We start from the raw sequence: 21514 nt of genomic DNA, 5'->3' as shown, positions 1-21514 counted from the left end.
AATTCTAATGGCAATTGTTACGCTTAAAAGTCTACTTATAAAATTTATAAGTAGACTTTTTTGTTATCATCCATAATAATTATACGCTTGAATAAAAAATTGGGATTGCATGTAAAAGCGTATCAAAATAGCGAAATCTACAAGACAAAAGCGATATTGAAAAGCAAACTTTTGAATATCTCAACATTAAAGAAGAACAACAAGAAGCCCGCGAGATCGCAAAGGAACATAAAGCCCTCGCGAACCGTCCTTGGTATGAAAAACGCTCAATTATGGTGGAAATATCGTGAATGAACTGACAGGTGTGAACGATGCAAAACGTGCCGCGACAGGCGTTGATCTAATCACGGGCGAGGAACTCACCGCAGACCAGCGAGTCGTGGCAGGAGGCATGGCAGCAGGTTATATTCCTATCGTCGGCTGGGCAGGACGCATTTTCAAAGGCGGAAAGGCCGTCTATAAAACAACCCAAGCCACATCAGCCGCAGTCAAGGCGGTCGATATCTACAAGACATCTCAAAAATCTTTTGACGCCCTCAAAACATCTCAAAAAGGTTTATATGGCCTCACTGCCACCAAGGGCTTCAGCGAAGCGATCACAGGCCGAGACATGTTTGGAAACAAGATCTCCAAAGAACAGCAGGAAGCCAGTATGAATGCGGCGCTTGGAATGCTTTTGCCGTTTGGGACGAAAGGGTTTCAGGGGAAGATGGGGACTAAGGGTACAAATTGGATTCAAACAGGTAGTAGGGAAATTTCAATCGATGATTATCTAAAACAACTTGATAGAACAGAAGAAATGTATGCTAATTTTAGAAAATCTAAAATTGATGTTCAGTTAATTTCTAAAAATACAGGAATGACTAAAGAAAGAGTTCAAAGAATTAAAGAGCATTTATTTATTAAGGAACACATACAGGAGCATGGTGTTGGACGCTCTTTGACTCTGATTATGAAATTGCACAGGCATGGGGTAGACTACAAAAAGGAAGTTATAATAAGAATGATATTGCACTATTAAATCATGAAATATTTGAATCAAAGTTCGAGGGCATTTTTAAAACTAATTATAGGACAACACATGATAAAACAGTAGAGTCTGGTTGTCCTTGGTATCATTTAAAGGAGGAATGAAGATGGCTTCATACGTCTTGCTACTAAAAGAATTTGAAAGTAAAGATGTAGTCATATATAGATTTGGTCCAAATGAAAATAGTATGGGGAAAATTGAATTGAATAAATTGACGAGAAAAGTTTCAGAAATAGAAGCTTACCAGATGAGAATATTGCCACAAAATTTTATTTTGATAGAGCTGCTCAAAGATTAGCAGTTTGCCTAATCAGAGAGGGAGGAGTATTCCCAGAAAGAACTGCTTTTGAGTCATAAAAAAGGTTTAACCAAAACTCATATATCAAGAAATAATAAGATGAGATACATGAGTGATTTACAATACCATGCATATTTTCTCGAGAGTCATGAGTTCCATGTTTCACGGCAGGAGGTCATGAACAGTGGCATTAAATATTCTACGAAGTCAAATCATAGATATAGTAATGGTGGAAGAGTGAAATTAGAGATAACAGAAAACTTAAGACCTTCTAATATCCCTAAATGGATTAATTTCAAAGAAGCAATAGGCGCTGATATAATCAATCGTTTTTCCGAGTCTTTTTGTTTCCCTATATTTACGGACAAGATATTTGTATTTGATAGTGAAATTTCACTTTCTATTTATGATCAAGCATTTTATGAAGATATGAAAGAGTTTGATGAGGAAGCTTTAAATTTTGACACTGGAGAAACGCTTGATTATTGGATTGAGCAGTACTGGAAAAGTATGATCCCACTCAAAGATTATTTGAGAAAAAGGCTTTATCCAAAGCCAGAGGTATTAATATTTGAACCTGTACCGAAGGAAATCATTAGTTTTTGTGAAGAGTGATAAGCAATTTCTAATTTAAATGTAGTTCTAGAGAGTTTCTAACATAAAATAATATTTTAAGAACCTTGGTAGAGGTTGGTCTCCACCAAGGTTTTTTAATAACCTCATTTAAAGGCATCACGGTGCCGTACCATAGGAAGAAGGAAAATAGAAAGTTGTAAGGAATCTCCAACAACACATGTTGACATATCGTTATTTATCGATATAATGGTTTGTATGGAGCCAATAGAAGTTTTCAAAGCCTTATCCAATGAATCCAGATTGCAAATTTTACAATGGCTAAAGGAACCTGATCGTCATTTTACACCCCATGAAGGGATTGATATGAATACTACAGGGGTATGTGTTAGTCAAATAACAGATAAATTGAAAATGACGCAATCAACAGCATCTCAATACCTTTCAATTTTACTACGAGCTGGATTAATTACGACAGAGCGTATAGGTAAATACACGTATTATAAAAGAGATGAAAATGCCATAAAAAAAATTGCTAAGATTCTAGAAAAAAATATTTAATAAATGAACTGAATTCATACATCAGAATTCAGTTTCATTTATTAAATACACATCGACTTATCGTAATATGTTTTTTTGTCCATACATATTAACAATTCTAGATATGTAAATGTATTATATATAAGGAGTGATCTACAATGTCAAACACTGTAAAGATTTACATTTTAGCTATTGTAAGTTTTTTAGTTGGTACATCAGAGTATATCATCTCTGGTATTTTGGATAATATTTCTGAATCATTAGGAATTACAATAGCTGCAGCTGGCCAGTTAATTACGATTTTTTCTCTTGTGTATGCCATCTTCACCCCAGTATTAATGGCTTTAACATCGGGAATGAATAAACGCAAGTTAATGTTATTTTCACTTAGCGTTTTTATTCTAGGTAATATTCTGGCATTCGTCCTCCCTGGGTATCAATTATTTATTGTGTCAAGAATTATTATGGCTCTTGGAGCGGGGATGGTCGTAGTTACTGCATTAACAATAGCTGAAAAAATTGCACCAAAAGGTAAGCAAGGTACCGCTATTGCTACAGTAGTAATGGGATTTACAGCATCATTGATCATTGGAGTCCCACTGGGCAGAATGACTAGTGATTTCTTTGGTTGGAAAGCTGTATTTGGAGGAATAGCCTTACTCGGATTATTAGCTATGGCTATAATTTCTCTTACGATTCCAAAAATCCAAGGGGATAAACCTGTACCTTTAATTCAACAACTCGCTCTTTTTAAAAAACCAAAAGTAGTGTTGGGATTAGCCATCACCTTTTTCTGGCTTGGTGGTTATTCAATTGCCTATACCTATCTATCCCCTTACCTTTTAAATATATCAGGTGTAAGCAGCAAATTGCTGAGTGGAGTTCTTCTCATATTCGGGATTGCTAGTCTAGTTGGGTCAAAGTTTGGTGGATTTAGTACCGATCGATGGGGTGTGAATTTTACTCTGATTAGTGGAATGACATTACATGTCATCATGCTCATATTGCTCTCACTAGTTACGCATTCTTATGTTGGAGTATTGCTCATTTTAATATTATGGTCATTTGCTGCATGGTCTTCTGGCCCGACTCAACAATATCACTTAGCTAAAATGGAGCCAGAGTCATCAGGTATACTATTAGGTCTCAATCAGTCAATGATGCAATTGGCGATGGCTGCAGGTGCAGCTATTGGAGGTATCTTTGTAGAGAAAGTTTCTCTATCTTCCGTTACTTGGGTAGGGGCTTTAGGCGTTGCAATCGCGATCATTGTCACAATATTGGCTTCACGTGCTACTTCGAGTAATGAAATTCGATATACTTAATCATAAACAGCAGAACGTTGGGAAAAATCGTGATTCAATTTAAAATATAATGACAGAAAGTAGGAAGCACCTATGCACTCAATTAAAAAAACAGGTCAGAGTTTTTGGTACATCACACCAGTATCACTCACCGACCGCCCCATCCTAGGTATGGTCGTAGGCAATAACAAAACATTAATGATCGATGCCGGCAACTCGGAAGATCATGCGAACTATTTTATCCAGAAAACTTTAAAATACGAGAACGCCAAGCCTGATATGGTGGTCCTCACGCATTGGCATTGGGATCATATTTTTGGTCTGCCGGCGCTGTCTGATGCGGTTTCAATTGCTTCTGCAAAAACCAGAAAGGAAATGGAGAAGCTTCTTCCGTTTTCTTGGTCAGATGAGGCGATTGATGATCGGGTGAGGGAAGGAACGGAGATTGAGTTCTGCGCGAAGGCGATAAAAGAAGAATATAAGAAACATCGAGATATTCAGGTCGTTTTACCGGATGTCACGTTTGACCGTCGGATGGAAATTGATCTTGGCGGGGTCACTTGTGTTGTGCAGCATGTTGGGGGCGATCATGCGGCAGATTCAGTGATCGTGTATGTGAAAGAAGAGAAAATCCTGTTTCTTGCTGATTGCATTTATCCGAAAATGTACGCCGAAAAAGTACATTATACGGTGAAAGAAATCTTGTGTCTTTTAGATGAGTTAGATGCTTTTGATGCAGATACGTATATTCCTTCACATCAAAGACCGTGGACAAAAGAGGAGTTTCGTCAGGAAAGAGACAAGCTTCGGATGATGGCGAAATACACTGATCTTTATGGTGGAGATCGACAGAGAATCGTGAATGAATATCAAGCACATGTGAACAGAGAACTGAAAGAAGATGAGTTAGAGACGATCGTTTATTTTGTAAATGGTTATGAAGGATTGGCAGAGGGATAAACCTCTGTTTTTTTTATTTTCATAGCTCGTCCTTTTCCTCGAGTTTATATCAAGTTTATATACGAGCGATATACTCGAACCGGTAAGAAAAGGAGGAGAACAATGGATGAATGTATTTAGATCATTTATTGATAAAATGTCTACAAAAAAAGGAGCTTGGCTGACTGTTATCATTTGGCTTGTTCTCATGATCGGGTTGAGTGCTGGGCCTAAACTGGGCGATTATAAAGTGAGCAATTTTCAATCTTTACCTAGTGATGCTCAGTCCATCGTGACCCAAAAGAAGTTAGATCAGTATTTCCCGAGTGACAAAGGGACACCGGGATTATATGTGTTCCATCATCCTAATGGAAAGCTAGCTATTCAAGATGTAAAAACAATCATAAAAGGAATCAAAGAGGCAAAAATTCAGGGGATTGAAGAAATTGTCGATGTGTCCGCATTGCCTCCTCAAGCGTTATCCGCATTTTTATCAGAAGATCAATCGACCATGATTGTGCCAATGAATTTGAAAGCCGGATTAGGCAATGCTGATTATGCAAAGATTAATGATGAGACAACAGAAGTCGGTACAAACATAGCGAAGGGGCTAGATGCTGATTTTTATATTACCGGCCCAGCTGGTATAGCAGGGGATACGGTGAAGCTGTTTGAATCTGCCGATTTGAAGCTGTTATTCGCCACGGTTGCGATCATATTGTTTTTATTAATCGCCATTTATCGTTCCCCGTTATTAGCGATCATCCCATTATTTGCAACGGTGATTGTCTATCAAGTGGTGAATCAAGTCGTGGCTTTACTTGGCGTCGGTGGACTTGAAATCAATAACTCGACCACTTCCATTATGAGCATTTTATTATTTGCGGCTGTGATTGATTATTCATTGTTTGTTTTCTCTCGCTATCGTGAAGAGTTGAATCATGATGAAAATCAATTTGAAGCGATGAAAGTAGCGATGCGTGCAACGGCAAAACCCGTATTATTTGCAGGCGGTACAGTATTCGCGGCAATGATCATTTTATTTGTGGCAGATTTCCGTGATTATCAAAACTTTGCTCCAATCTTCGGTGCTGCGATGGTGATCATTATGATGGCTTCTGTCACACTGATCCCAGCATTATTTGCGTTATTTGGCCGTAAAGCATTTTGGCCGAAAGTGCCCAAATATGGTGAAGCGAGAGAAGTGAAACATGGCATTTGGGGGCCTATTGCAAAGTTTGTTGTTCGAAAACCAGGATTGATTGGCGGTGCTGTCTTACTGTTTTTACTTGTGACAGGGGCGAATGTTTTCAATTTACATTATGAATTTAACTCAGTGAAAAATTTCCCGAAGGATTTACCTTCTCGTGTCGCATTTGAAATCGTCGAGGATCAATTTAATAAAGGAGATCTAGCCCAGACAACGGTGCTAGTGACCGGTCAAAACCTATCTCAGGAACATTTACAAGAAATCTCTTCTCATTTCTCAGAAAATGACCAAATAGGGTCGGCTCGTCCTTCGGGAGTTACCAAAGATGGAGAGCATGGCAAAATGACGATATCATTGAAGGTGAATCCATACAGTATAGAGGCCATTGAATTTTTAAAAGAATTCCGTACAGATCAATCCACGTATCGTTTATCAGATGGTCAAGAGGTTCAGCTATCTTTTGCGGGCACAACGGCTAAATTAGTGGATGAACAACAAGTGAATCAATCAGATATTCAAAAGATTGTTTTGCTGGAAACGTTACTCATTCTTCTCTTGTTACTCGTTCTGACACGCTCGATCAAAATGTCGATTTATATGATGGCGACGATTTTAATCTCCTTTGTATCTGCTTTAGGGTTAGGCATTTTCTTAGTCGATGTATTATTTGGCTATGATGCCATTTCCACTCGTGCCCCTGTGTATGCTTTTATCTTTTTAGTGGCTTTAGGAATTGACTATAATATCATCCTTGTGAGCCGTTTCTTAGAAGAACGTAAAACGTTACACGTCAAAGCTGCATTAGAAGTGGCGATACGAAACACAGGAGGGGTCATTTCTTCAGCGGGAATCATTCTTGCCGCGACGTTTGCCGCATTAATGACCATGCCCATTACAGACTTATTTATCTTTGGATTTATTGTCGCTATTGGGATTATCATCGATACATTCTTAGTTCGAGGAATGTTGCTGCCGTCGCTTATATTATTCTTTGAAAAAGACAAAGCTAAGGTGATAAAGGAGGAAGGTTAATTGCATGTATTGGTCGTGGATGATGATGAAGCCATTTTGCAATTAGTGTCCATCCATTTAGAGCAGGCAGGATATCACGTGACAAAAGCAAGCAATGCTGAGGCAGCGCTTGCTTTTTTGCAACATCAATCATTTGATCTCATGATTATTGATGTGATGATGCCTGGAATGGATGGCTTTCAGCTGGCTAGCATTGTGATCAAACAATATGAACTGCCTGTCATTATGCTGACAGCGAAAGGACAAATTGAAGATAAACAGCAAGGATTTGAACAAGGGATTGATGATTATATCGTCAAACCATTTGAAACGAAAGAACTGCTATTCCGTGTAAATGCCATTTTACGACGATATCGTAAATCCATAGAAGCTTTAACAACTGCGGGGAATATTCAGATTGATACGAACCGTTGGGAATTAATGATTGAGAATCAGCAATATATTTGGCCCATGCGGGAATTAGAAATCCTCCATTATCTGCTGCAGCGGGCAAACCGCAATGTGAGCCGCTGGGATTTAATTGATGACATTTGGGGGGATACGTTAGAACAACCCGAATTCACATTAAACACTCACATTAATCGCATTCGTGAGAGATTAAAAAGAGCTAAAGCGAATGTTGAAATTGTGACAATTCGTGGTTTTGGCTATCAACTAGAGGTAAAAGAATGAGACTACAACAACGATTTATGTTATATACGTGTTTGATTGTTTGTATCAGCATCTTTGTTGGGTTTATTTGTTCGAATCTGATTTACAATGCCTTTGTAAAAGAGCAATTAAATGATCGTTATTTAGTGATTGCGGAGCAGTTAGCGAAACAAATCAAAGAACACGAAATCACATTACAGGCATCTTCTGATTTTCTGCAAACCATGAGCGATCTAGGGTATCAAATTGCATTGGTTAAAGAAGATGGAGAAATGCGGATGTTTGGGGAACCCTTTAAAACGACACAATGGAATGACCAAATGCACGCCTTATTTGAAGGCGGAAAAGCGTACAATGGGATCAAATCCTTTAAAAATTCATATTTAATCATGAGTCATTTCGCAAATGATATAGAAAATACAGTGGGAACGAAAATAGAAATTGAAGGGGAAGAATGGGGATTATTTTTACGTCCGAATAATATTAGCCTTTTCACAGAATTTCATTTGATTATATTTGGGTTTATATTCGCCGTATTTATTAGCAGCATCATTGGCATTTTATTGATGTCTCGAAAGGTCACCCAATCCCTTTCAGAATTGACCAGCGCCACGCAAGAGATGGCCAACCATAACTTCCAGTACCCATTGATGATTAATCGAAAAGATGAAATTGGGCAGCTTGCCGATAGCTTTCGGATGATGCAGCAGAAGCTAGAGAATACAGATCAAGCGAGAAAGAAATTCGTGAATAACGTCTCGCACGATTTCCAATCGCCGCTGCTCAATATCGGGGGGTATTCTGAATTACTGGATGGGGAGCTTTCGTCAAGCGAAGGGAAAAAATACAATTACATTATTCAAACAGAAGCGAAGCGATTATCAAACTTAACGAAACAACTTCTCATTCTTACCTCAATTGATCAAGGGACATATCCAACGAATAAACAGCTAGTCAGGATCGATGATCAACTTCATCAAGTGGTTCATTCAATGCTATGGCGGATAGAAGAGAAGGGGTTAGAAATTAAAATCGATTTACAGCCTGTCACTGTATATGCTGACCGTACATTGCTGATCAACGTATGGGAGAACTTAATTGGCAATGCGATTAAATACAACAAAGAGTACGGAGAGATCAGTATTCATTGTGAAGAAAATGAATCAGAAGCGGTCGTGAAGATCAGAGATACGGGGATTGGAATAGAAGAAGAGACATTGGAAAAAATATTTGAACGATTCTACAGGGTAGATCAAGCCCGAAATAAAGAAGGGATGGGGCTAGGATTATCGATTGTACAAGAAGTTCTCTCTTATCACGATGCTTCTATTGAGGTAGAAAGCAATGCGGAAGGAACGACTTTTACGACGTTTTTTCCAAAGGAGTAGTTAGTGAAGAATAGTCTCATTTGCGGTGTGTCAAATGAGACTTTTAAATGTCTATGGCAAGCCTACAACATCTTCTGAATCACGAACTGTAACAGACATGTTTTTAGCATTAATCATAATGACACAATCCCACGTTGGCTTCATTTGCAGTTCATCATTCTCATCAATACGGATAATCCCTTTAAATTCAACAGTCTGTTCTAGAAAGACCATTTTCTTTTCTGTATCATCTTTGACAGCTGTTAAATGTTCAGGATAGTGAACTGCCCAATCATAAAAAGTGATTTTCTTCATAGTTCCTCCTGCTTTTTTCATTCGTACACTTCTCCGAATACTTCTTCTGTTTGCCGGATTGTTAGAGTTTTGTTGGTTGGATCGATTGTAATGACACAATCCCAAGTAGGTTTGATTTGTAGCTCGTTGTTTTCATCTATCCAGATCACACCGTTTAATTCAATGGATGGTTCTAAAATGACCATCTTCTTTTCATGATGATCTGTTATTGCCGTTAAGTCTGCTTGTAATTGAATGGTCCAGTCAAAAAACGCTATTTTTTTCATGAGGTCTCCTCTCAATTTTGTTTATATTTCCATTATAACTTGCATGAGTTTCGACATGTTATTTGATCATTCTATTTTTTGGTATAATTAGATGTAAATAAAGAATGGATAAATGACTGATAAAAGTTTGAATTTAATCGGAGGTACGTATGAAGCAACTATACATGAAGCAGAAAGTATTTAGTCTAAGCGGCAGGTTTACAGTAAAGGATCAGCAGGAGAACGATGTGTATGTGGTCGAAGGCAGTTTTATGAAGGTACCGAAGACGTTTACCATTCTGAATACAGAACGAGAAGAAATTGCTGTAATTACGAAGAAAATGTTTAGCTTTTTGCCGAAGTTTTTAATAGAAGTTGGTGGTCAAGAGGTATTGACAATCAAAAAAGAGTTTACGTTCTTTAAAGCAAAATATTCAATTGATGCAGCGGGTATAGAAGTGCAAGGTAACTGGTGGGATATGAATTTCCAGGTGCTGCAGAATGGCGAAGTGATCGGCCAGGTGAAGAAGGAATGGTTTACTTGGGGTGATAGTTATAAGGTTGATATTTTGAAAGAAGAGATGGAGCCTGTGATGATTGCGCTCGTTGTTGCAATTGATTGTGTGAAGGCTGATGAAGCAGCGTCTAGGTCTTCGTCGTCGACAACGATGAATAATTAATTGGAGGGCTAAAAAATTGGCCAATCTCACCCGCATTTTAAGATTAAGAGATGCAGAAATATGGGAGTATGAATTTCTCGATAATCAAGACATCATCATTTATTTCTCCATTACAGATGTGAATAGAAAAGCAACAATTCACGATAATCCGCTAGCTACCCAATCAGAATTGGATGAAAGAGATAATTACCTTTCAATTGATATTCATAGTCATGTGGATCTTAAAAAAACGATTGAAGGAGATGCATTTGAGGATTTTATCACGGAGATTTCTTTTTTAGTAGAACATATGCATGATTTTCACAATGCTCATGTTTTTATGAAAATGCATGTTCATGACAACATCGATTTAACTGATTTTCAGTTAGAGGAAGATGAAGACTTGCATGGAGATGAAAAAGAACAACTTTATACATTTAAACATTTATGGATTAAGCAGACATGCTTTCAACTAATAGAACAACAGTTAAATCGAAAAATCAAAGAAATATCTAACAGTAGATTTTGCCAAGATCTAATATAAGTTTGTGAGGTGACCAAACTGATCACATTCCAATACAAAGTATTTCTAACAGTCGTCGAGTGCGGCAGTTTTACAAAAGCCGGGGAGAAGCTTGGACTAACGCAGTCTGGAGTCAGTCATAATATTGCGAAGCTTGAGTCAGAGTTAGGGGTTGTGCTGCTTCGGCGAAATCGAAACGGGTTGTCGTTAACGGACGCAGGTGAGCGGGTGATGCCGCATCTTCGGCAAATCATTCATCATGCGTCATTGCTTGAGCAGGAGGCGGCGTTGATTCAAGGGATGGAAGTGGGAAATATCAAGATCGGAACGTTTTCTAGTTTTTCTTCAAAAATGCTTCCGCAGCTGATTCACCGTTTTACCAAAGTGTATCCCAATATCCAAGTAGAGTTATATGAAGGTGGTTATGAGGAGATTGAGGAATGGATTGCATCTGGTACGATTGATGTTGGTTTTTTAACGCAGCCATCGAGAGAATTCGAAACCATTCCACTTTTCCAGGATGAATTGGTGGTGCTCATGCAAGAGGCTCATCGCTTTAATACGAAGAAAGTGATAGAAGTTGACTCGTTCCATGATGAGGCATTCATTATGCCAAAAGCGGGCTGTGACCTGCTCATTAAGAAATTATTAAAAGAAAGAGGCGTGAAGCCTCATGTTTTGTTTGAAATAGGAGACAACAATACGCTCATTTCTATGGTTCAAGAGGGACTTGGAGTGACCATTATTCCGACGTTAATTTTGCCGCAACAGATGTCTCATACGAAAGTGATTCCACTTGAGAAAAGCGTATATCGTGAGATCAACTTGGCGTTCAAATCATTCAAAGCGGCATCCCCATCGGCTATAAGATGGATCGAAGTGGTCAAAGATCATTTTAAGTAGAATCAGCTTGAACAGGATGTCTCCCATTCAAGCTGATGGCTTATAAGGTCAACACGCCGCGAATAGTGATAACCGCCGCGCCTGCCACTTTGATCACAGGCTTTGATTCATTCGGAATGACCGTGATACGAAGGATGCCAGATCTGCCGATGGCATCCCCTTGGGCAATGTGTAGGAGAGTGGTTTCTTGCTGAGAAATGATACCTTCCAAATAAAGATAGCCAGCCAATGCTCCGTTTGCTGCCCCTGTCACCGGATCTTCGGGTATCCCAATCCCAGGTGCAAAATCCCTCGTGTAAAGATCAACCTCTTTTGTGGTGTGAAATGAATAAAGGTGAGTCGTTGTGATATTTTGTTCTTTATTCATTTTCCCTAAAGCGGCTAAGTTCGGTGCCGCTTGATCGATGTCTTGCTGGTGCTTCATTGGAACGAGTAGATGCCAGTTTCCGGTGTTTGCTAATTTGATAGGATACGATGGATCAATGCGGTCACAGCTGATACCAAGCATGTCACTAAGCTCTTCTAAATCGATTATAAAATCCCGCGTTTTCGGTGTCACCTGCGTCATTTCCACATCGATGACTTTGCCATTTTCTTCGTGCCACACAACAGGAACCTTGCCAATCTTCGTTTCTAACACGACCCCTGTTTTCTCTTTTGCCAGTCCAAGCTCCGTCGCCAAAAGCCAAGTCAATCCAACAGTCGCATGCCCGCAGAAATTAACCTCTTCCGTCGGTGTAAAGTATTTGACGCGATAATCGGCTTCCTTATCATGGGCAGGAAGCAAGAAGACGGATTCCGGTAAATTCAACTCCTTGGCAATGCTCTGCATCTCATCCTCCGTTAAAAGATCACCATCCAACACGACCCCAGCAGCATTTCCTCCAAATTTCTCAGTTGTAAACGCATCGACATGGTACACCCTAACATCTCTCATATAATGAATCCCCCTATACATTCTTGTTACGTTTATCATAAGTTTGATTAATGCATTCGTAAAATGAATCTTTTTGATACTTTAAATCGGAGGTGTTTATGTAAGAGAATGAAATTTACAGTATCTATTAAAATAGTAATTAGATAAGTCTTTAGTCACGCTATTAACTCTTGTGCCTACTTTGGATAAAATGTATAATATTTGTATATTAAAACATTAATAGGAAAAGAGGATAACTTTATGAAAATAGTCCTGAAAATAGCAGCTTCTATTCTCTGTATGATGATGTTAACTTTCAATATACAGGAAAATGTGAGTGCCGCAGAGGGTGGAACGAAAACAACGATTGATCGTTATCAATATGGTGATAATTATCTAACAGGTAAAACAGCGCCAAACGCAATCGTTGCATTCGTAGATTGGGGTGTTCCGAGTAACTGGAAATCTAAATATATGCACTACGCAAAAGCAGATAGTAACGGAAACTTTAAGTTGTTTTCTCAGAACTTTAGTTCAGGCCAAACGGTGGAGTTAGATACGTATGACCAAAATGGGACAAAGCTTTCTTCAAACAAAGTGTATGTTTTCAAGGAATCGTTTACCTCATTAGATCCGATATATGATACTTCTCACGAGCTAACTGGAAAAACAGTGAAGAACACAAAAATAGAGGTCATGAATGATGGCAAAGTGATTGCATCAGGCACATTCAATGATGACATTCATTTAAAGCTGCCTGCCCTATATGCAGGCACATTTCTAACAGTGAAAATGACGACTGGCAGCAATATCGACGTTTACAAAAAAATTGTTAATCCTAAGAAAATCTCACTTATTCCTACGACGAAATGGTCTAAATCAGTGAAAGGCCAAACGGGAATTCCTTATGCAAAGATCGTCTTTAAAAATCAAAAATCAAGTGACATCATTCAATCGATGACTGCAGATGGTGATGGCAACTTTGAATTGAGTGTGGACAAAAACACAATAAAAGCATTGGATCAAAGTAAATTTCAAGTGATGGAACCCTCTTTTGATAATGCTTTATATGAGACCACTTTCCGACTTAGATCAACAGCTCCGACTCTTGATCCATTTACTCAGCTTTCCACTTCAGTAGCTGGGACCGCAACTCCTAAAAGTATGATCAATATTTTAGATGGAGAGGGAAGAGTCATTGGGGAAGGTCAGACAAACCCTAATGGACACTATGATGTTCCTGTTTCAAAATTAATCGGTGGTGACTTAATCACAGTCAAGTCGTTCATGGCAGATAACCCGAATGAAACGGATCAATCTCAGGAAGATGTACAGAAAGTTTTTGTGGAAGAAATTGATGATTCAAGTGATACGATTAATGGTATCAGTACGTTTGGTGATCAAGCTGTTGTAGAGGTGCAAACTGATAACACAATAAGAGCTATGTCGAAACTCAGCTCAAGCATAACGAAAAAGAAATATGGACCGTTTGCCATTACACCGGGGAAAAACTTCAAATTAAAAACAGGAAAATTAACAAAAGGATCTAAAGTGATCATCACGTTGCAAAGTGGGAAGAGAAAGGTTGCCCTGCCAGCTGTTACCGTTAAAAAAGTCATCACATCTCCACTTCTATCATCTCAAGTGAAGGTGACAAACAACAAAGGAAAAAACGATACGGTGACGATAAAAGGAATCAAAAAACAATCCGTCATTAAAATCTTTAAACAAGCTTCTGGTGGAAAAGCAATTGCTCAACAAACTGCATCTAGCTCGAACATGACGATTTCCTTGAAACAATTAGGCCAAACAAATGGAACACTTTATATTAGTATGAAAGAGCCTGGTTTAAAAGAGGGCAATCGAGTACCAATCCGTTATCAGGGTGAAAAATCAGATGTTTTAAAAGCCAATCAAGTCAAAATCAATAATCTTAAAAATAAAAAAGACGTCATTACAGTGAGTAAGATCAAGAAAAAAGATGTCATCAAAGTTTACTCAACAAATGGAAAACTACTTGCCACATCAAAACCAGCGAACAGTTCCTCTATCAAATTGTACGTTAAACAAGTAGGGGCTAAGAGCGGCAAAGTGTATGTGACGCGTAGCGGAGATAAGATGCTGGAAAGCGGAAAGCAAGCCATTTCTTTTAAAGGTGAACCCTCTGCTGCGCTAAAAAGCAATCAAATCAAAATCGTGAACAACAAGAAGAAAAAAGACGTTGTCACGATCAGTCAATTAGCGAAACAAGATGTTGTCAAAATCTATCATTCATCAGGGAAGCTGATTGGAAAATCAACGGCTTCTAAAGACAAGGCTGTGAAAGTCACTTTTAAACAACTAGGTGCCAAGGGTGGAAAGCTTTACTTCACCGTCACTGGGAAAGGCATGTCGGAAAGTAGTAAGACAGTAAAGAAGTTTCAGGCTGAAAAGTAGAGTGTTCAATCGCCATTCATTTAGGGTGGCGATTTTTTAAATAGCTAAATGCTAAAAATTTCGATAGGAGCGTGTTTTTTTGAAGAAAATAAAGTATATTACCCTGATATCTGTCATTTTTTTGTGTATGTGGTCAACTACTGTTCAGGCTCAATCAGGATATTTCAACACGTATACAACGTATTCTGCAATGTCTGGTTCTGGGTTTTACACTTCTATGCAAGGGATGGCTGTAGATCGTAATAATAATACGATTTATTCTGCAAAAATAAATACGTCAAACCATCTGACGCAATTGTACGCGACAAAAATGAACAACTCGTCCAGCAAAAGAATGTTTAAGCTCCTTAAAAACTCTGACATCAACAGTACTATCAATGATTTAGGACATGCGAATGACCTAGCTGTGAAAGCTCAAAAAGGTGATGAACAAGTTAGCTTATATGTAGCGCCGATGACCGATGGTGTAAAGTATGTAAAAAAATAGTGAAGTTAAGTGTGAACACGAAGAAAAATACGTACAAAGTGGCTAAATCCTATGTCCTGCAGTACCAAGGGGCGAATTTATCAATTAGCGGCATCACATATTCTGTTGGAACCGATAAGTTTATTGTAAGGTCTGGCAATCGCTTTTTTATTGGGAATTTCAATGACAAGAAAGGGCAGTTTGAATATGAGGCAACATTTGCATTAAATTATACAAAAGCTGTCGTAAACCAATCAGTGGTTGATGTGTCCAAATACATTCTTCAAGGAATCTCATTCTATCAAGGAACATTATATGTACCTTTATCTAAACCGGATACTAACGGAGGAGCTTCTAATGTGAGTGTTATTCTCACATATCCGCTAAATATTAATCAAATGATCAAAGAGCAAAAGGAGACACCTACAAAGGATTTTTCAAAAGAATTGTTTACGAGAAAAGATCTTTCATTCCGAATTACGAGCAGTGCATTTACTCTTTTTGAAATAGAAGCTGTCGATTTTGATGACGGAACATTATATTTTAATACGAATCGTGGAAAAAAAGGAACACAAGAAGATATGATAGCAACGTTTAATGACTATAACTATTACAAATAAAATGTCCACTTTAAAAGACCCCTCAGCTATGAGGGGTCTTTTCCAACCATCACCCATAATAATTATTCGCTTGAATAAAAAATTGGGATTGCATGTAGTTATATGTAATTTTAGAGAAGTCGAAAGGCTGGCCGTTTGTGAGATGAAAGACGGTTTCGACGCGGAGAGCGGGATCGTCTTGTTTAAGGCCGAGGTGTTTTGCTTCGGTTTCATTCAGTTTGCCTACTTGCAAGTACATATCGGAAAAGCCGACTTTGAGCCCAAGGCCTTCACTGATAAATTTAAAAACAGAATCGGCGGCAATTTCTGTGTTGAGATAGGGAATGATGGTTTTTCTGTAATAGGATTCTTCTAGACATAAGGTTTGTCCATTGATGTAACGGATGCGTTTGAGGTAAAAAACATCCTCATCTTGTTCAATATTCAAATTAAGCGCTGCTTCTTCGGGCGGTTTGGTGGTGTCTAGCTTTAAAACCTCTGAAGTCAGTTGAAATTCCTCTAAATCTTTTTTAAACCCTTGGTTGGATAAAAGGCTAATGTAGCCTTTGCGCCTGTGTCTTCGAACAAAGATACCACTGCCCCTCACTTGATAGATAATTCCTTTTCTTTCGAGTAAGTCTAATGATTTGATAATGGTGCTTTTGCTCACAGCAAATTGGCTCATGAGGGTTTCGAGTACAGGAAGCTTGTCCCCTTGCTGCAGCTCATGGGTGACAATATATTTTTCAATATCGCTCGCAATTTGTTGATACTTTAACATAGCCATTCCTCTTTGTTTTCACGATTTATTGTCTTAGATTATAGCACATACCAATTTTTCTTTGATATGTTAATTGAAATTATATATGTATTGATAAATTGTACCGGTATAATTATAATATACATATACTAGTAGTGTTACAGCCAACGGACGTCATGATCACAATTGTGAAATAGGAGGAATAGATAATGACATTACCAAAAGATTTTCTATGGGGCGGGGCATTAGCTGCACATCAATTCGAAGGTGGATGGAATGAAGCAGGGAAAGGTCCAAGTGTTGTGGATGTAATGACAGCTGGTGCCCACGGAGTACCGAGACAAATGACGGAGACGATAGAAGACAGCAAATTTTATCCGAACCATGAAGCAATCGATTTCTACCATCGTTACAAGGAAGATATCGCGATGTTTGCTGAAATGGGGTTAAAATGCCTGCGTACATCGATCGGCTGGAGCCGAATTTTCCCAAAGGGGGATGAAGCGGAACCGAATGAAGCAGGTTTACAATTCTATGATGATGTATTCGATGAACTTCTCAAGCATGGCATCGAGCCTGTGATTACACTGTCCCACTTTGAGATGCCGCTTCACTTGGCAAGAGAATACGGCGGATTCAGAAGCCGAAAAGTTGCTGAATACTTCACGAAATTCGCAGAAGTGTGCTTCAATCGATACAAGGACAAAGTCACATACTGGATGACATTTAATGAAATCAATAACAAAATGGATGTCAACAACCCACTGTTCCTTTGGACAAATTCAGGGGTATCAGTCAAAGAAGGCGAAAATGCCAAAGAAGTCATGTATCAAGCAGGACACCATGAATTACTTGCAAGTGCATGGGCAGTAGCCAAAGGAAAAGAAATCAATCCTGCTTTTCAAATTGGTGCAATGGTATCTCATGTGCCAATCTATCCATATTCCTCAAATCCAGAGGATGTCATGCTTGCTGAAGAATATATGAGACAACGCTATTTCTTCCCAGATGTACAAGTTCGGGGCTACTATCCGAGCTATGCACTGAAAGAATTCGAACGCGAAGGCTATCATATTCCGTTTGAGGAAGGCGATGAAGAAAGCTTAAGAAAAGGGAAAGTAGATTATCTTGGCTTTAGCTACTACATGTCGACAACGGTTAAAAGTGATGCGGTGTCTGATAACGACGGAGACATTGTCAACGGAGCCCTTCCGCATGGTGTAGATAATCCTTATATTAAATCAAGCGACTGGGGCTGGTCCATTGACCCGACAGGCTTAAGATATACGTTGAATCGTTTTTACGATCGTTATCAAATCCCGCTCTTCATTGTTGAAAATGGGTTTGGTGCCATTGATCAAGTGGAGGAAGACGGTTCCATTCATGATCCAGAACGAATACAATATCTCGCTTCTCATATCGAAGCACTGAAAAAAGCCATCGAATACGACGGTGTTGACCTGATTGGCTACACACCTTGGGGTATCATTGACATCGTGTCATTCACAACAGGCGAAATGAAAAAACGCTACGGCATGATCTATGTTGACCGCGACAACGAAGGCAACGGTTCAATGAAGAGACTCAAAAAAGATTCGTTTACTTGGTACCAAAACGTCATTGCCACGAATGGTGAAGAAGTGTAATAAAGAAAATAATAGAAGCCCGGATGAGCGTGGTATATGCTTGTTCGGGTTTTTGCACTCTTTCGGAAAAACTGGTGTGTATATCCTTTTGTTCACTAGAAATAAGTCTTATAATTTAGTAAGAAAGAAGAAGAGTGGAATGGGAGAGATCGTAAATGATGAAATGGTGGATGGTTCGTGCAGGCGACCAGAATGATTTAATTCCGATGTGGGAAGAGAAAGGCTTAGCATCAATCGGTTGGCCGAAATTAGGTAATCCAAAACAATATCAAACAAAGCAAGAGATGAATGCTCGAGCTGATGTCATCTTCGCCGAGAACAAACCTTTTACAAGAAGAAGCTGGGTTAGTCAGGTATGGAGGTTTAGTAGAGAAATTCAAAAGGGAGATCGGATTATTACATACATAAAAGAAAGCCGTGAATATCGAGTTGGTACGGTGACTGCTCCACATTTTTTTGATGAAGCTGCAGGAGATAAAATGTACCCAAATCATATTCAAGTCAACTGGGAACCAATCGCAGTGAAACGAGATTCTCTCAGCCAATCAGCTAAAAACAGCCTCGGTTCTATATCAACTGTTTTTCGTGTAGATGATTGGGGGGAAGAAATTGAACACCTACTGAAAAACCCTACTTCTATACCAGCATCCGAAGATGAAACCGAAGAAGATGAAATTATTGAAGATTTAGTTAGCAAAGCAACTGTGATGATTGCAGATAAGGTGGATAAATTAGACCCGTGGAAGATGCAAGACTTAGTCGGGGGCCTATTGCAAGCTATGTCATACAATGTTCGTGTGAGTCCAAAAGGTCCTGACGGCGGTGTAGATGTATTAGCTTATAAAGATGCATTTGGGTTTGAAAAACCTATTATTAAGGTACAAGTCAAGCATCGAAAAACTTCAGCCAGTGCACCAGAAGTGCAACAATTATTAGGAGCCAATCCCATGAATGCAAATAGTTTATTTGTTTCTACTGGCGGATTTACCTCTCATGCCAAAGCTGTTGCGAAGCATAATGAAGTTCATCTATTGGACTTAGAAGAACTCGTCAATCTTATTGTACATTGGTATGAGGACATGCCAACAGAGACAAGATCTTTATTACCTTTGAAGAAAGTGTATGTGCCAGAGTGATTTTTTATTGTTTAAGTTTTATTAATGCCTGAATACAAAGAAAAAAGAGAGTAATAGCGACAAAATAGTTCATTGGATTGTGAAGGATATTCATGTTCAAGGATATTTGAAGAAGAATCCAAAGGACGAATATTACCATAACAACAGGAATGATTTTTTTATACATATGGATACTCCTTTTGAGAGTGGTTTGTTTTTAGTTAGCATTGTCTCATATTGGTGCAGAGGTTGAAAAGAGATAAAGAAATGAATAGGTTTCATTATATGATTTGGTATAATTGATCTATAAAAACGTTAAATGGTAGATAAAGAATAGGAGTTGTTGTAATGAATCACACTCTGCAAATGGGAGCCAATACCGTACTAAACTCTCCAAAGGGGCAGGTATCCATCAGCTATGAAGTATCATCTGACATTGATATTTCTTTAACGGCGTTTCTTTTAACAGATTCGGATCAGGTTGAAGGAGATCATGGCATTATTTTTTACAATCAACCAGAGAGCGCTTCTGGTGCAGCGGCACTTCTGCCAGTAGAGGTATCAGGTCAATTGAAAAGGCATCAATTGAATTTTGATATGAGCAAAGTGCCTGCTGGAATCACAAAAATGGCTATTACATTAACAGAAGATCAAGGAACGGGCTTTTCTCAAGTGAAGCATTTGCAAGCAGAAATTCGAACAGTCGACGAGGTGTTTTATCTAACACCAGTAAACTTTACAAATGAAAAGGGCATTGTCGTAGTGGAGCTGTATATAAGAAAAGGTGATACGAAGGCACGATCAATCTGGCGTGGTTTCGATTCTGGGTTGGAAGGCCTATGCAAGCTTTATGGTGTGGAGGTTGAACCAGATGAACAGGAGATTTCTACACCTCCAATGGCTCCTGAAAAACAACCAATTGATGATTCTGCTCAAATGAAGGCAACGGCTAAAGAGAAAGCTGTTGCACCTATCAGTTTAGAAAAAGTTCAGGGCAAAATTAGTCTAGACAAAGGTCACAAACCGATCATAATTGAGAAAACGCCTGAGATCACAGCGACAGTATCTTGGGAGTCTGGCACCGATTATGATATTTATGCATTGGTCTACACAAAGTCAGGAAAGCAAGTGGATGTGGCTATGTTTGGTGCGAAAGGAATTCCTGCTCTCAAAAGTTACGGCAACGGAGCTGTTGAGCATATGGGAGATGTCGGTAGAGACCATGAATCAATGAAAACAGAAGTTATTAAACTTCGTTTAAATGATGATATCCTAGCTGTCGTTCCAGTTGTTTATTCTGCTCAATCAAACGGGACAGGTTCTTTTTATAGATATAGAGTATCTATGAGTATCGATAATCATCAAGGAACATCTGTGACGATTCATTCCAAACATGCCAATGACAATGATCGTATTTATTCTTGTGTGCCAGGTATGCTTCAAAATACAAATGATGGTGTAATCATCCGCCCACTTGAACTTTACAGCAAACCAAACTCTGAGCGCAGACCGAAATTAAAAATGAAGTCTTCTAATGAAATTGAGGTATTGTTGGATAAAGGCCCTGTCAATGATTATAAATAAAACGGATGTATGGCTAGCTCAAAAAAGGTGATTTCTATGAATAATAACCCCCAAAAAATTGAAACGCTAAAAAGAAGAAGCAGAAGAAAGCACTTAATGAACGAATTAAGCTATATGACACTACCAGAAAACGCATTTTTAGATATCGAAGAAAATCAACTGTTTTGTCAAAAGGTTTTTACTTTCCTTCAATCAAGAGAATATAAAATTCAAATACATGGAAACCACTACCGAGAGCGTCTCAATTCCCTCAAATTTAAGCAATTCACTATCATTACTTTTCACATTCATATAAAATAAGAGCAGTGAAAAATTGAAGAAATGCTTGATACATGAAGGGCATGTAAGCTGCGAGCTGCATGACATGATGAGATGTATGAACGTGAAGGCTGTAAAGCTGTTC

The 21514-nt window shown here is 38.6% G+C and carries 21 protein-coding genes and 2 pseudogenes; 18 read left to right on the top strand and 5 right to left on the bottom strand.

Annotated features, from left to right (window positions below; genetic code table 11):
* Positions 1-108 precede the first annotated feature (108 nt).
* The 9 genes and pseudogenes from MHI16_RS18630 to MHI16_RS18590 all read left to right on the top strand — a co-directional run.
* Positions 109-697: pseudogene (locus MHI16_RS18630) on the top strand (pre-toxin TG domain-containing protein); the annotation flags it as partial.
* A gap of 439 nt (positions 698-1136) precedes the next feature.
* Positions 1137-1387: pseudogene (locus tag MHI16_RS18625) on the top strand (hypothetical protein).
* Positions 1388-1505: 118 nt separating this feature from the next.
* Complete coding sequence (locus MHI16_RS18620; protein ID WP_306821869.1) at positions 1506-1943, top strand: DNA polymerase III; 438 nt, start codon at positions 1506-1508, stop codon at positions 1941-1943.
* Between the two features lie 216 nt (positions 1944-2159).
* A complete protein-coding gene (locus tag MHI16_RS18615) occupies positions 2160-2462 on the top strand; it encodes a metalloregulator ArsR/SmtB family transcription factor (protein WP_045034889.1) in 303 nt (100 codons plus the stop codon).
* A gap of 137 nt (positions 2463-2599) precedes the next feature.
* The gene (locus MHI16_RS18610) at positions 2600-3766 is read left to right on the top strand and encodes an MFS transporter (protein WP_058013234.1); all 1167 of its coding nucleotides are present in this window, start codon (positions 2600-2602) and stop codon (positions 3764-3766) included.
* Between the two features lie 72 nt (positions 3767-3838).
* On the top strand, positions 3839-4705 hold the full coding sequence (locus MHI16_RS18605) for an MBL fold metallo-hydrolase (RefSeq protein WP_058013235.1): 867 nt from the start codon (positions 3839-3841) through the stop codon (positions 4703-4705).
* 106 nt (positions 4706-4811) lie between these two features.
* Positions 4812-6926 carry an MMPL family transporter gene (locus tag MHI16_RS18600; protein ID WP_268466914.1) on the top strand — a complete coding sequence of 705 codons (2115 nt, stop codon included), beginning with the start codon at positions 4812-4814 and terminating at the stop codon, positions 6924-6926.
* Entirely contained in the window at positions 6927-7598 is a 672-nt protein-coding gene (locus MHI16_RS18595) for a response regulator transcription factor (RefSeq protein ID WP_144461418.1), read from the top strand.
* On the top strand, positions 7595-8965 hold the full coding sequence (locus MHI16_RS18590; protein ID WP_268466913.1) for a HAMP domain-containing sensor histidine kinase: 1371 nt from the start codon (positions 7595-7597) through the stop codon (positions 8963-8965). Before MHI16_RS18595 ends, MHI16_RS18590 begins: the two co-directional genes overlap by 4 nt.
* A gap of 51 nt (positions 8966-9016) precedes the next feature.
* Here MHI16_RS18590 and MHI16_RS18585 read toward each other — a convergent pair whose 3' ends face one another.
* Positions 9017-9259 (bottom strand): hypothetical protein, encoded by a 243-nt coding sequence (locus MHI16_RS18585; protein WP_268466912.1) that lies wholly within the window; start codon positions 9257-9259, stop codon positions 9017-9019.
* A gap of 17 nt (positions 9260-9276) precedes the next feature.
* Entirely contained in the window at positions 9277-9525 is a 249-nt protein-coding gene (locus MHI16_RS18580; protein WP_058013239.1) for a hypothetical protein, read from the bottom strand.
* Between the two features lie 149 nt (positions 9526-9674).
* Between MHI16_RS18580 and MHI16_RS18575 the strand changes: the two genes are divergently transcribed.
* Genes MHI16_RS18575 through MHI16_RS18565 form a run of 3 tightly spaced genes read left to right on the top strand, consistent with a single transcriptional unit; the run spans position 9675 to position 11589 of the window.
* Complete coding sequence (locus tag MHI16_RS18575; RefSeq protein ID WP_058013240.1) at positions 9675-10184, top strand: LURP-one-related family protein; 510 nt, start codon at positions 9675-9677, stop codon at positions 10182-10184.
* Between the two features lie 16 nt (positions 10185-10200).
* The gene (locus MHI16_RS18570; RefSeq protein WP_058013241.1) at positions 10201-10707 is read left to right on the top strand and encodes a hypothetical protein; all 507 of its coding nucleotides are present in this window, start codon (positions 10201-10203) and stop codon (positions 10705-10707) included.
* Positions 10708-10716: 9 nt separating this feature from the next.
* Positions 10717-11589: a LysR family transcriptional regulator gene (locus tag MHI16_RS18565; protein WP_235566995.1), complete on the top strand. Its 873-nt coding sequence runs from the start codon at positions 10717-10719 to the stop codon at positions 11587-11589.
* 40 nt (positions 11590-11629) lie between these two features.
* Here MHI16_RS18565 and MHI16_RS18560 read toward each other — a convergent pair whose 3' ends face one another.
* The gene (locus tag MHI16_RS18560) at positions 11630-12526 is read right to left on the bottom strand and encodes a PhzF family phenazine biosynthesis protein (RefSeq protein WP_058013242.1); all 897 of its coding nucleotides are present in this window, start codon (positions 12524-12526) and stop codon (positions 11630-11632) included.
* A gap of 240 nt (positions 12527-12766) precedes the next feature.
* Between MHI16_RS18560 and MHI16_RS18555 the strand changes: the two genes are divergently transcribed.
* From MHI16_RS18555 to MHI16_RS18545, 3 genes are all read left to right on the top strand, one after another.
* Complete coding sequence (locus MHI16_RS18555) at positions 12767-14941, top strand: Ig-like domain-containing protein (protein ID WP_058013243.1); 2175 nt, start codon at positions 12767-12769, stop codon at positions 14939-14941.
* 79 nt (positions 14942-15020) lie between these two features.
* Complete coding sequence (locus tag MHI16_RS18550; RefSeq protein WP_235566996.1) at positions 15021-15428, top strand: hypothetical protein; 408 nt, start codon at positions 15021-15023, stop codon at positions 15426-15428.
* A gap of 11 nt (positions 15429-15439) precedes the next feature.
* A complete protein-coding gene (locus MHI16_RS18545; RefSeq protein WP_235566997.1) occupies positions 15440-16027 on the top strand; it encodes a hypothetical protein in 588 nt (195 codons plus the stop codon).
* Between the two features lie 49 nt (positions 16028-16076).
* Here the strand turns inward: MHI16_RS18545 and MHI16_RS18540 are convergent, their stop codons facing one another.
* Positions 16077-16787, bottom strand: a complete 711-nt coding sequence (locus tag MHI16_RS18540; RefSeq protein ID WP_058013244.1) for a GntR family transcriptional regulator — start codon at positions 16785-16787, stop codon at positions 16077-16079.
* Positions 16788-16972: 185 nt separating this feature from the next.
* Here MHI16_RS18540 and bglA point away from each other — a divergent pair, with 185 nt between their 5' ends.
* Together bglA and MHI16_RS18530 are read left to right on the top strand one after the other, a co-directional pair.
* Positions 16973-18412, top strand: a complete 1440-nt coding sequence (gene bglA, locus MHI16_RS18535) for a 6-phospho-beta-glucosidase BglA (protein WP_152982310.1) — start codon at positions 16973-16975, stop codon at positions 18410-18412.
* 155 nt (positions 18413-18567) lie between these two features.
* The gene (locus MHI16_RS18530) at positions 18568-19548 is read left to right on the top strand and encodes a restriction endonuclease (RefSeq protein ID WP_058013246.1); all 981 of its coding nucleotides are present in this window, start codon (positions 18568-18570) and stop codon (positions 19546-19548) included.
* Between the two features lie 4 nt (positions 19549-19552).
* On the opposite strand, the gene MHI16_RS18525 is transcribed toward MHI16_RS18530, so the two are convergent.
* Positions 19553-19714, bottom strand: coding sequence for a hypothetical protein (locus MHI16_RS18525; protein ID WP_235566998.1), 162 nt, complete (start codon positions 19712-19714; stop codon positions 19553-19555).
* Positions 19715-19875: 161 nt separating this feature from the next.
* Between MHI16_RS18525 and MHI16_RS18520 the strand changes: the two genes are divergently transcribed.
* Complete coding sequence (locus tag MHI16_RS18520) at positions 19876-21111, top strand: TerD family protein (protein ID WP_058013247.1); 1236 nt, start codon at positions 19876-19878, stop codon at positions 21109-21111.
* The last annotated feature ends 403 nt before the right edge of the window (positions 21112-21514 follow it).

Origin of the sequence: Bacillus sp. FSL K6-0923, from assembly GCF_038630825.1 — a bacterium.
Classification (GTDB): domain Bacteria; phylum Bacillota; class Bacilli; order Bacillales; family Bacillaceae; genus Bacillus; species Bacillus pumilus.
Note: the sequence above shows the minus strand (reverse complement) of the source record. Positions and strands in the feature narration are given on the sequence as shown.